The organism is Gryllotalpicola kribbensis (assembly GCF_039538245.1).
Lineage (GTDB): Bacteria > Actinomycetota > Actinomycetes > Actinomycetales > Microbacteriaceae > Gryllotalpicola > Gryllotalpicola kribbensis.
This window is the reverse complement of the sequence record NZ_BAABBX010000001.1, coordinates 230407-241604: the sequence shown is the minus strand read 5'-3', so window position 1 is coordinate 241604 and position 11198 is coordinate 230407. Positions and strand designations below refer to the sequence as shown.

General features: G+C 71.3%; 12 protein-coding genes and 1 pseudogene. 9 read left to right on the top strand and 4 right to left on the bottom strand.

Translation table 11 applies throughout. The features are described 5' to 3' along the window. On the bottom strand, positions 1–296 hold a 296-nt coding region (locus ABD716_RS01205), incomplete at its 3' end, for a hypothetical protein (protein ID WP_344772940.1). 206 nt (positions 297–502) lie between these two features. Here ABD716_RS01205 and ABD716_RS01200 point away from each other — a divergent pair. The 4 genes from ABD716_RS01200 to ABD716_RS01185 are packed head-to-tail and all read left to right on the top strand — an operon-like array spanning position 503 to position 4292. Next, positions 503–1627 (top strand): FUSC family protein, encoded by a 1125-nt coding sequence (locus ABD716_RS01200; protein ID WP_344772938.1) that lies wholly within the window; start codon positions 503–505, stop codon positions 1625–1627. Then, positions 1624–3054 (top strand): purine-cytosine permease family protein, encoded by a 1431-nt coding sequence (locus tag ABD716_RS01195; protein ID WP_344772936.1) that lies wholly within the window; start codon positions 1624–1626, stop codon positions 3052–3054. The genes ABD716_RS01200 and ABD716_RS01195 overlap by 4 nt, the downstream gene beginning before the upstream one ends. 8 nt (positions 3055–3062) lie before the next feature. Continuing rightward, positions 3063–3524, top strand: a complete 462-nt coding sequence (locus ABD716_RS01190) for a nucleoside deaminase (RefSeq protein ID WP_344772934.1) — start codon at positions 3063–3065, stop codon at positions 3522–3524. 15 nt (positions 3525–3539) lie between these two features. Further along, entirely contained in the window at positions 3540–4292 is a 753-nt protein-coding gene (locus tag ABD716_RS01185) for an ABC transporter permease (protein ID WP_344772932.1), read from the top strand. 50 nt (positions 4293–4342) lie between these two features. Here the strand turns inward: ABD716_RS01185 and ABD716_RS01180 are convergent, their stop codons facing one another. From ABD716_RS01180 to ABD716_RS01170, 3 genes are read right to left on the bottom strand one after another with little or no spacing between them, the layout of a single operon-like run. Next, positions 4343–4903 (bottom strand): COG4315 family predicted lipoprotein, encoded by a 561-nt coding sequence (locus ABD716_RS01180; RefSeq protein WP_344772930.1) that lies wholly within the window; start codon positions 4901–4903, stop codon positions 4343–4345. A gap of 47 nt (positions 4904–4950) precedes the next feature. Next, positions 4951–5676: an anti-sigma factor family protein gene (locus ABD716_RS01175; protein WP_344772928.1), complete on the bottom strand. Its 726-nt coding sequence runs from the start codon at positions 5674–5676 to the stop codon at positions 4951–4953. Next, positions 5673–6194 carry a sigma-70 family RNA polymerase sigma factor gene (locus ABD716_RS01170; protein WP_344772954.1) on the bottom strand — a complete coding sequence of 174 codons (522 nt, stop codon included), beginning with the start codon at positions 6192–6194 and terminating at the stop codon, positions 5673–5675. Before ABD716_RS01170 ends, ABD716_RS01175 begins: the two co-directional genes overlap by 4 nt. A 121-nt stretch (positions 6195–6315) precedes the next feature. On the opposite strand from ABD716_RS01170, the gene ABD716_RS01165 reads away from it, so the two are divergent. The 5 genes and pseudogenes from ABD716_RS01165 to ABD716_RS01145 all read left to right on the top strand — a co-directional run bounded on the left by ABD716_RS01165 (position 6316) and on the right by ABD716_RS01145 (position 11197). Continuing rightward, positions 6316–6804, top strand: coding sequence for a hypothetical protein (locus tag ABD716_RS01165; RefSeq protein ID WP_344772926.1), 489 nt, complete (start codon positions 6316–6318; stop codon positions 6802–6804). A 510-nt stretch (positions 6805–7314) separates the two neighbouring features. Beyond that, a pseudogene (locus ABD716_RS16365) lies at positions 7315–7464 on the top strand (sugar O-acetyltransferase); the annotation flags it as partial. Positions 7465–7474: 10 nt separating this feature from the next. Beyond that, positions 7475–8665: a glycosyltransferase gene (locus ABD716_RS01155; protein WP_344772922.1), complete on the top strand. Its 1191-nt coding sequence runs from the start codon at positions 7475–7477 to the stop codon at positions 8663–8665. 111 nt (positions 8666–8776) lie between these two features. Then, on the top strand, positions 8777–10234 hold the full coding sequence (locus ABD716_RS01150) for a sugar transferase (protein ID WP_344772920.1): 1458 nt from the start codon (positions 8777–8779) through the stop codon (positions 10232–10234). A 15-nt stretch (positions 10235–10249) separates the two neighbouring features. After that, on the top strand, positions 10250–11197 hold the full coding sequence (locus ABD716_RS01145) for a glycosyltransferase (protein ID WP_344772918.1): 948 nt from the start codon (positions 10250–10252) through the stop codon (positions 11195–11197). Position 11198 lies beyond the last annotated feature (1 nt).

Here is an 11198-nt window from a genome sequence, read left to right as displayed (position 1 = left end):
TCCAGCACCCGTTCCCGGGCGTCCTTCGCGCACGTGCGCGTCACCGTCTCCAGCGCACCCCAGGCTTTCCGCGCCCCCAGCCGCCGGGCAAGCGAGTCCTCACCGAGCGTCTCGTCGGTGCGGTGGTCGAACTCGCGGGCGACGGCGATGCTCAGCGCATCGGCCTGCCGAACAAGAGCCTCCACCGCCTGCGCGAAACCGACCAGCTGGTCATCGCTCAGAAGGTCGGTGGCAGCCGGCATCATCGCCGTGACGCGCTCGAACGCCTCACGCAGACCCTGCCCCACAGCAGCCACGGCACGACCCCTTCCAGGTCACACTCCGAACGCCAGGCAGGCTCGGCCTGCGGCATCCGTACTCTCATCCTCGTGGCGCGGGGACGCCATCAGCGTAACACGAGTTCGACGAAAATGGGAAACGTGGCAATCCAAATGCGAACACTTATCCACAGAGTCGTGCTCCTGACCACGACCGGCGGCAGCAGCCGGAAGAATTGATGGTGATGAGCGACTCCGCACCAGGCGAACCACCACAGAACCCGCGGCCCGAAGGGCGGCTGGCGCCGCAGTGGCGTGAGTTGCTCGAAATGCGCCCCTACGACCGCGATCACTGGGCGGCCCTGCGCGTGGGCCTGGCGACAGCGATCCCCCTCGTGACGCTCTGGGCCACCGGTCGCTCCGACCTGGCACTGTTCGCCGTCTTCGCTGCGTTCACGAGCGTCTACGGCCGCAACTTCCCGCACGTGTCGCGGCTGCGGCTGCAGCTCATCGCCGGCGGTGCCCAGCTGTTGTCGATCGCGGTCGGCGGCGCGATCGCGCTGTCGCCGCACCGCACCCTTCTCGTCATTCCTATCGCGGCGCTGTGGGCGTGCGGGGCGTCGCTGCTCGCGGACCGGGTGCGCTGGACTCCGCCGGGGCCGATGTTCCAGGTGTTCACTCTCGCCGCCGTCGCCTTCGTGCCGCTGCGGCCCGAGGTCTACGGCCAGGGTCTGGCCGTGGCGGTGGCATCCATCGCACTCGCGCTGCTCATCGGCTACGTCGGCCGACTCATCTGGCGCGCGCACGAGGGCAGGCTGCGCAACCCCTACCTGAAGCCGATCGTGGTGCCGCCGCACGACGGCGATCACTTCGGCCACGCGACGCTCTTCCTCGTCGGCGCATTCGTCGCTGGCGCCATTCCGGCACTGATCGGCATCGGGCACCCCTACTGGGCCATGGTCTCCGGTGTGGCCGCGCTCTCGGCGCCGAGCGGGCGCCACCGTGTGCTGCGTGCGACGCAGCGCTTCGTCGGCACCCTCATCGGCCTCGGGCTCGGCGCTCTGCTGCTGCTCGCGCACCCGAGCGGGTTCGCCGCGATCATCCTTGTGGTTCTGCTCCAGGCCGGGGCCGAGTTCGTCGTGGTGCGGAACTACTCGCTCGCTCTCGCCCTGCTCACACCGCTCGTGCTCGTGCTGGGCGAGCTCGGCGGCCCTCAGCCGATCGGCCCGCTCATCTGGCAGCGCGGGGTCGAGACCTTCATCGGTGCGGCGGTCGCCGTGGTCATCGCCGCGGTGATCGCTCTGTTCGGCCCCCGCTTCGGCGAGCGGAAACGCGGGGGAAACGGCGGGGCGGATAGCATCCGATCATGACCACCACCCCCACTGCGCCCGCAGCCCCGGCGTCGACCCTGATCGAAGCCGGCGGCATCGAGGCGATCCCGGCCGACCGCCGGCACGGCTCGCCGTGGCAGCTGTTCGCGACCTGGAGCTCGCCCAACCTCGAGTTCGCGACCGTGTACGTCGGCCTGATCGCCGTGGCGTTCTTCGGCCTGAGTCTTCCTGCCGCCATCCTCGCGATCGTCATCGGCAATGCGCTGGGGTCGCTGACTCAAGGCATCCTCTCGACCTGGGGCCCCCGCGAGGGCCTCGCCCAGCTGGTGCTCAGCCGCACCGCGTTCGGCACGCGCGGCAACATCCTGCCCGCCGCCATCAACACGGTGATGGCCGGCCTCGGCTGGTTCGCGACGAACTCGGTCAGCGGCACCCTGGCGCTCAGCGCACTCACCGGCATGCCGGCCTGGCTCGCGCTCATCATCGTGGTGGTCGTGCAGGTGGGGCTCGCGTTCGTGGGCCACGACCTCGTGCAGCACTTCGAGCGCTACGCCGCCATCGTGCTCGGCATCATCTTCCTGATCGCGGTCATCGTGATCTTCAGCCACACCGGCGACGGCGCTGCACCGAAGGGCGCCGGCTGGGGCTTCGGGGGCTTCACGCTCACGGTGTCTGCGGCGTTCGGCTACGCCGCGGGCTGGAACCCGTACGCCTCTGACTACACGCGCTACCAGAAGAAGGACGTCAGCAAGCTGCAGCTCGGGCTGGCGGCCGGTCTCGGCGATTTCGTGAGCTGCACGGTGCTGATGATCGCCGGTGCGGCATCCGTCTACATCCTGTTCCCGGGCGACAACCCGACCGACAGCTTCGTGCACTCCCTGCCGACCTGGCTGCGCGACCTCACGCTGCTCGCGATCTGCGTCGGCGCGATCGCCGCCAACGCGCTCAACATCTACTCGGGCGCGATGTCGTTCCTGGCGGCCGGCATCAAGATCCGCTTCGGCCTGCGACGCGCCATCATCGCTCTCGGCTTCGGCATCATCGGTTTCTTCATCGCACTCGTCGCGGTGCTCGACCAGCACTTCGAAGAGTGGTACGAGAACTTCCTGCTCGTCATCGCCTACTGGATCGCCCCGTGGCTCGGCGTCATCCTGGTCGACCGCTTCCTGCGCCGAGGCACCTCGATCGCCGAGTTCGTGCCCGACAGCGCGAAGTACCGCAACTGGGCCGGCCCGATCGCGCTCGTCGTGGGCGGCGCGCTCTCGATCTGGCTGTTCTCGAACCAGTCGTTCTACGCCGGCCCGCTCGCGGAGCACGTCGGCGACATCACTCCGTTCGTCGGCTTCGTGCTGGCGGCCGTCATCTACTGGGTGCTGTTCCGCGCCTTCAAGGTGCGGCTGGGCGGCCCGCTCGAGAGCGAGCCCGAGCTGGTCGTGGGCGTCGACGCGGCAGACGAGCGCGGGTAACGGGCGCGATGGGCGAGACGCTGTATGAGACGGATGCCGCCAAGCTGGCGGTCGCGGTGGAGGAGGCGCGCGCGGGTCTGGCCGAGGGTGGCATTCCCATCGGCGCCGCCCTCTTCACCCGCGACGGGCGACTGCTCGGCCGCGGCCACAACCAGCGGGTGCAGCAGGACGACCCCTCGATCCACGGCGAGACGGATGCCTTCCGCAACGCGGGCCGGCAGCGGTCCTATCGCGACACCGTCATGGTCACGACGCTGTCGCCGTGCTGGTACTGCTCGGGGCTCGTGCGACAGTTCGGCATCGGTCGCGTGATCGTGGGCGACGACCAGTCGTTCCTCGGCGGCCAGGAATGGCTCGCAGAGAACGGCGTCGAGGTCACCGTCGTCAACGACGCTGAGCTCATCGCCCTCATGAGCGGCTGGATCGACGAGCACCCGCACCTGTGGAACGAGGACATCGGCGAAGACTGACGCCGGCGCGGATCGATGCTCGAGCTCAGAACCGTAGTGCTCTCGCTCGTCGGCGTGCTGGCCCTCGTCGCCCTGGCGACGGGCCTGCTCGCGTGGACCGGCGCGCCGAAGCCGTTCGCCCCCGCGCTCGCCGTGCTGCGCGGAACACTGCAGCTCGCGGCGATCAGCCTCGTCCTCTCGGGCATCATCCACAGCGCTCTGTGGATCGGCGCCGCGCTCGTCGTCATGTTCGCCGTGGCATCCTGGACGGCGGCGCGGCGCCTCGGCGCGTTGCGCGAACGCCTCACCCCCGTGGCCGTCGCGATGGGCGCGGGCATCCTGATCACCCTGGCGATCGTGTTCCTCACGGGGGCGATCGAATTCTCGCCGCGCTACGTGCTCGCGATCGGCGGCATCGTGATCGGCAACGCGATGACGATCGCGACCCTCAGCGGCCGCCGCTTCGTCGAGCTCGTCGATGACCGGTGGGAGGACGTCGAGGGCTGGCTCGCGCTGGGCGCCACGCCGCGGGTGGCCACGCGCGATCTCGTGCGCCGGGCGATCCACGCGGCGATGGTGCCCACGACCGACCAGACGCGCACGACGGGGCTGGTCACGCTGCCCGGCGCGTTCGTCGGGGCGGTGTTCGGGGGCGTCTCGCCGCTCGAGGCCGGCCGCTTCCAGATCGTCGTGCTCGCAGCCATCATCGGCTGCGGCGCGATCGTCGCGGTCGTCGTGACGGGGTGGCTGGCGCCGGTGCGGGTGCGCCCGCGCCAGCCGACCCCGTGAGTCGGCGGCTCCGCCGCGCTGCGAGCGGCGGAACCGGGGAAGGGAAGGACTCAGTAGCCCCCGCTCGACGAGCCCCCGGCGGCCGTCGTGATCTTCGAGCCGTCGGGCGCGACGGCCCACCAGGCGTTCCCGATGAGCTGCCCGTTCACGTCGCCCGCCTTGCTGTCGCCGGCGTAGGTGTAGATCGGCAGGCCGTCGATCGTGACCTGCTTGGTGCCGTTCGACCCGGCGATCGTGCCGACGGTTCCCGTCACGCCGGTCACCGTCGGGGTTCCGGATGCCGTCACCGCGGGCCATTGCGAGGCGCAGGCCCCCGTGCAGGTCGAGGACGTCTCGCCCTTCGTGTCCTGCCCGTAGTAGTAGACCGTCATGCCCGTGCCGTCGACGACGATCTTGCCGAGCGACGTGGTGGCCGTCGACAGCTTGTCGCCCGCTGTCGAGGACGAACCGGCGCCGCCCGCCGACGACGAGGACGCGGTGGCGGACCCGCCGCCCGTGCTGCCCGAGCCGCCGCTGCCGCCTGTGCTGCCCGAGCCGCCAGAGCAGCCGGCCAGGGCGAGGGCCGTCAACGCGGCGCCGGCGAGAGCGAGTGCAAATGTTTTCTTTCTCATACGTGTCACACGTAAGCGGAAGCCCGCGGGTTCACCGCCGGGTGCATTCACTTCACGGGGGCGCTGAGCAGCACGGCATCCGTTGCGGTGTCGCGCACCTCGACGCTGCGCAGCTGCGACTTCTGCAGATCGACCGCACCCGACGCGCGGATCTCGGCCCCGGGCCACGCCGACCACGACGAGACGCGAGTCGCCGCGCCCGACGTGTCGGTGACGTAGAGCGCATAGCTGCGCGTGGTGGCGTAGGCGCCCGGGGGAGCGTCGTAGCGGCACGTCATCGCGAGCTCGGTGCCCCACTTCCGCGCCGTCAGCGACACCGTCGCCGAGAGCGGGCTCGGGGTCGTCTGGGCGAGCGCCACCTGCGTGCCGGCGCTCGGCGGCGTGACGAGCGACGTCGGCAGCACGACGGCGGCCGCGATCGCGGCGGCGACGAGCACGGATGCCCCGGCCAGCGCCCAGCGGCGACCGACGCGCCGACGCCGCACGCGGTGCGCGAGGGCGGGGAGGAGGGTCGACGGCGGTTCCGGTCTCCATTCGGCTGCGCCGAGTCGACCCGCGGGGGGTGCGGCTGCGCCGAGTCGACCCGCGTCCACCGAGGGCGCCGGCACGCGCGAGAGCAGCGCCGGCAGCCCCGCGAGCTCGCCGACGGAGGCGCGGCACTCCGGGCACTCCTCGAGGTGGGCTTCGAATCGCCGCCGATCCTCGGGCGAGAGCGCCCCGAGCACATAGGCCGCGTCCCACTCGTGCAGCGGCTGCGACTCGTCGGTGCTCATCGCGTGACTCCCTTCTCCTGCAGGGCCAGGCGCAGCGCGCGCAGCCCGTAGTGCATGCGGCTCTTCACGGTGCCCTCGGGGATCCCGAGCGACTCCGCGATCTCGGCGACCGAGCGGCTGCCGTAGTAGGCGAGCGCGATCACCTGCCGGTGGTCCTCGCTCAGCGCGGCGAGCGCGTCGCCGATCAGCCAGGCGTCGAGCATGCGCTCGGTCTCGTCGGCCGCGATCGGCTCGCGGGCCGTGTCGGTCATCGTCTCGGGTGCCGTCGGCGTCTCGTGCCGGCGCCGCGCGCTGCGGGCGTCGTCGATCACCAGATTGCGGGCGACGGTGAACAGCCAGGCCCGGGCGGATGCCTCACGCTGATCGAGCACGGCGGGCTTGCGCCAGGCGCGCAGCAGCGTCTCCTGCACGATGTCCTCGGCCTGGGCGGCGTCCCCGGTGAGCGACATGACGTAGCGCCAGAGCGGGCGGGCATGCTCATCGTGCAGCGCGCGCAGCAGCGCGTCGTCGTCGTTCACTCGGCTCACGGGCGTGGGTCACCTCCTCATAGGACACGTGAACGGGCGGGCATCCGGTTCACTCGAATCCAGAATTCGTTCTCAGAATGAACCTCAACTGCCCCGTTATCGTGCGGTCATCGTGAACCTCGACACTTTCGCCGGCCTGCCGCTGCACATCCTGCTCGTCCACGTCATGGTCGTGGGCGGCCCGCTGACCGCACTCGCCGTTCTGCTGCACGCGTTCTGGCCGGCGGCCAGGCGCCGACTCGGCATCGTCACCCCGATCGCCGGCCTGCTCGTTCTCGTGCTCACGCCCATCACGGTCGAGGCGGGGGAGTACCTGCAGTCGGTCGTCGGCACCACGCCGGCGCTCGCGCTGCACGTCGAGCGCGGCGAGGGGCTGCTGCCGTGGTCCATCGCGCTGTTCGTCGTCGGCCTCGCGGAGTGGGGCTGGTGGCGGTTCCTGCTCGCCCCGCAGGCGGGCGTGCGCCTCACCTCGAGCCTGCGCTGGGGCGGCACGGTGGTCCTGTGGCTCGCGGCGGCGATCGTGGGCATCGGGTTCATCGTCGAGATCGTCCTCATCGGCGACTCGGGGGCGCGCGCCGTGTGGGGCGGCCTGCACCTGTAGCCCGCGCCGTGCCCCGACCGTTCCGTGAGGGCGGTGTTTCCGGTGAGTAAACAGTTGTGAGCGTCCCTCACTAGGGGGTGCGTGCTGACCTATCCTCAGGTCATGCCCGTCGACCTCCTCAAGCTGGTGCAGACCGCGCGCGACGCGGCGTTCAGCCTGCTGGCGGCCCCGGGCTTCGCGCGCTTCGGCACGGGCAGCCGCATTCTGCTGCCGTTCCGGTGGGGCAATCGCGACAAGGTGGCCGTCGGCGAGCACTGCCTGATCGCGGCCGGCTCGTGGCTGCTGGTGCCCGATCGCACGGCGCCGGGGCCGGTCATCGTGATCGGCGACCGGGTGCGCATGCACCAGACCTCTATCACGGGCGTGATGAGCGTCGTCATCGAAGACGGCGTCGAGCTCGCGCGCGGGGTCTACATCTCCGATCACATGCACGGCTTCGCCGACCCTGAGGCCTACATTCGCGATCAACCGCTCGAGCGCGTCGCGCCCGTGCGGGTGTGCCAGGGTGCCTGGCTGGGGCAGAACGTCGTCGTGCTGCCCGGCGTGACCATCGGCGCCGGTGCCGTGGTCGGCGCGAACAGCGTCGTGCGCGAAGACGTGCCCGCCCGCAGCGTTGCGGTCGGCGCGCCCGCGCGCGTCATCCGCCAGCTCGCGGGCTAGGGCGGGTGCGATGCCGGTCGACGTGGTGTTCACCTTCTCGTACGAGACCTACGCCGACGCGCGGGCGCGCGAGATGATGCGGCCGCCCGATCGCATTCTCGAGACGCTCATGGCCGAGCAGGATGCCGGCGTCATCGGCCGTCTGCTCGTCGCCAACCCCTTCCGCTCGATCGCGAGCATCGCCGCGCACCGCGTGCTGCGCAACCAGCCCGCGTTCCCGGCGAGCACTGACCGGCAGCTGTACGAGCCTGTGCGGCTCGCGCGCTCCGACGCCACGGACCCGGCCGTGGTCGAGCGCCAGTACGCCGCCTACGACAGGGCGCTGCGGAAGGCATCCGCCCGCTTCGGCATCGAGCGCCCCGCCGTGATCACGACGAACCCGGTGATCGCCGGCTTCGCCCCGCTCGAGTGGGCCGGGTCGGTGACCTACTTCGGCCGCGACGACTGGCTGACGACGCCCGCGAAGCGGCGCTGGTGGCCGGTCTACGCCGAGGCCTACGCGCGCATCGCCCGGCGCGGCATCGCCGTGACCGCCGTCAGCAGGCAGATCGTCGACCGCATCGCGCAGGCCGCCCCCGGGGGTCTGCGCGGCCCGGCCGCGGTCGTGCCGAACGGCGTCGACCCGCGCGAGTGGCTCGGGCCCGCCGCGCCGCCGCCCGCATGGTTCGCCGCGCTTCCCGGGCCGCGGGCCGTGCACGTCGGCACGCTCGACACCCGCATCGATGTGGAGGGCATCGCCGCGCTCGCCACCGCGCGCCGCGAGCTGTCGATCGTGCTGCTCGGCTCGGTGCCCGACGAGCGCGACGTGGCGCCGCTGCGCGCACTGCCCAACGTCACGATCGCGCCCCACGTGGGCCGCTCCGAGCTGGTCGCCGTGCTGCGCGCTACCGAGATCGCGCTGCTCGCGCACCGGCGCACGCCGCTCACCGAGGCGATGAGCCCGCTCAAGCTCTACGAGTACCTCGCCGCCGGCGCGCCCGTGCTCGCGGTCGATCTTCCGCCCGTGCGCGGCGTGGGCCCGCGCGTGCTGCTGACCGAGAACGTCGCCGACTTCGCGCGGGCGACGGATGCCGCGCTCGCGCTCGGGCGTGCAGATGAGGAGACCCGGCGCAGGTTCGTCGACGACAACTCCTGGCGGGCGCGTCACCGCGCCCTGATCGACCTCGCGCTGCCTCTTTCCGCCGACATTTCACCTCTATGACAAGTGAGCGACGCTCACGTAAAAAGGTGAAGATCGCTCTGTTTGACGGCATGCCGTGAACCTAGTCTGGGGGACACCAACCCTGGCAGAACCCGATGCGTGGAGGACGTCATGTCCGAATCCGCAATACCTGTCCACACCGTCGTGGCCCCGCAGCCATTGCGTCTCGCCTGGCAGCGTCGCGTCCAGTACGCACTGATCGTGACGGATGCCGCGGCGATCGCGATCGCGATCACGGTCGCTCAGTTCGGCCGCTTCGGCACAGAGAGCCTGCACAGCAGCGCACCCCACTCGACGCAGTACCGCGCGCTCGCGCTGATCGTCGCCGTGGCCTGGCTGCTCGCGCTGTGGGCCACCAGAACCCGCGACCGCCGCATCCTCGGGGTGGGTCTCATCGAGTACGGCCGGGTCGCGAACGCGACCTTCATCACCTTCGGGCTGCTCGCGATCCTCGCCTATCTCGCGCAGCTGACCATCGCCCGCGGCTACCTCGCCATCGCGCTGCCGCTCGGGCTCCTTCTGCTGCTCTCGGGCCGGTGGTACTGGCGCAGCCGCGTGCAGGCGATGCGCCGCGGCGGCCGCTGCCTCACCGGCGCGGTCGTCGTCGGCGGGGCGGCCGAGGTCGAGCGGGCGGTCGGCGAGCTCGGCGGCCAGCTGCGCGCCGGCTACAAGGCGATCGCCGTGGTGCTCACCGACGACGGCGAGCTGAGCGGCGCGGCATCCGCCCTGCCCCGCGTCGAGCTCGATGACCTCGTCGACACGGTGCGCCGCACGCGCACGCGCGCCGTCATGGTGGCGGGCGGCCTGCCGGGCGGCAACGAGCAGCTGCGCGAGCTGGGCTGGGCGTTCGAGGACTCGGGGGTCGAGCTGATCCTGGTCTCGCGGCTCATCGAGGTCGCCGGGCCGCGCATGCACTGGCGGCCCGTCGAGGGGCTGCCCATGGTGCACGTCGACCTGCCGCGGTTCTCGGGCTTCAACTACTCGATCAAGCGGGCCTTCGACGTCGTCGCGGGCGGTCTCGCGCTGCTCGTCGCGAGCCCCGTGATGCTCGTCGTGGCGCTCGCCGTGAAGGCCGACGGCGGCCCCGTGCTGTTCCGCCAGCGCCGGGTGGGCATGCGGGGCGGCCACTTCGCGATGCTCAAGTTCCGCTCGATGGTCGTCGATGCCGAAGCCAGGCGCGACGAGCTGATGCACCTCAACGAAGGCGCGGGGCTGCTGTTCAAGCTCAGGGACGACCCGCGGGTCACGCGCGTCGGCCGGGTCATCCGCCGCCTCTCGCTCGACGAGCTGCCCCAGCTGTTCAACGTGCTGCGCGGCGACATGAGCCTCGTCGGCCCGCGACCGCCCCTGCCGGCGGAAGTCGACCGCTACGAGGGGCGGGTGAACCGGCGCCTGCTGATCAAGCCCGGCATCACGGGGCTCTGGCAGGTGTCGGGGCGCAGCGGGCTGAGCTGGGAAGAGAGCGTGAAGCTCGACCTCTGGTACGTCGAGAACTGGTCTTTGACGAACGACCTGATGATCCTGCTGCGCACCGCGCGCACGGTGGTCGCACACGAGGGGGCGTACTGATGGGAAGGGCTACCGATGACTAAAGAGAGGGTGCTGCTCGTCTGCTCGGGCGGCGGCCACTTGAAGCAGCTGTTCGCCCTGGCCGAGCGCATCGGCATCGCGGCCGAGGACCAGCTGTGGCTCACCTTCCGCAACGGGCTCAGCGAGTCGCTGCTCGCCGAGCGCGAGGTGATCTTCACACCGTTCGCCGCGCCGCGGGACGCGACCAACATCCTGCGGCTGCGCGCCTTCGCCGAGCTGCTGCTCGCGACGAACCGCTTCTCGATGGCGGTGTCGACAGGGTCGAGCCCGGCGGTCGCCGTGCTGCCCGTCGCGGTCAAGCACGGCATCCGCGCCCACTACATCGAGTCGGCGGCGCGCGCGGACGGGCCCTCGCTGTCGGGGCGGCTGATCGCGCGCAACGGGCACATCCCGACCTATACGCAGTACCCCGTGTGGGAGAACGAGCGGTGGCGGTATCGCGGGTCGATCTTCGACTCGTTCCGGCCCGCGGATGCCTCGGGCCGCCGCCGCGTCGCGCGGGTCGTCGTCTCGGTCGGCACGCAAGAGGGCTACCCGTTCCATCGCCTGTACCGCGCGCTCGCGCCCCTGCTCGACGGCTGCGATGTGCTCTGGCAGACCGGCACCGAGGACGTGTCGGAGTACGGCATTCCCGGCCGGCCGATGGTGCCGCACGCAGAGCTCGCCCAGGCGATCGGCGAGGCCGACGTCGTCATCGCGCACGCCGGCACGGGCACCGCCATCACGGCGCTCGAGAACGGCAAGGTGCCCGTGCTCGTGCCGCGGCTCGCGAAGTACCACGAGCACGTCGACGACCACCAGGTGCAGATCGCCCGCGAGCTCGAGAGCCGCGGACTCGCGCTCATGCGGCACGCCGAGGACCTCACGATGGACGACCTCGTGCACGCCGCGTCGCTCGGCGCGGCCGCGGCGGCGCCCCCGCCGTTCGAGCTCGTCGCGTAGC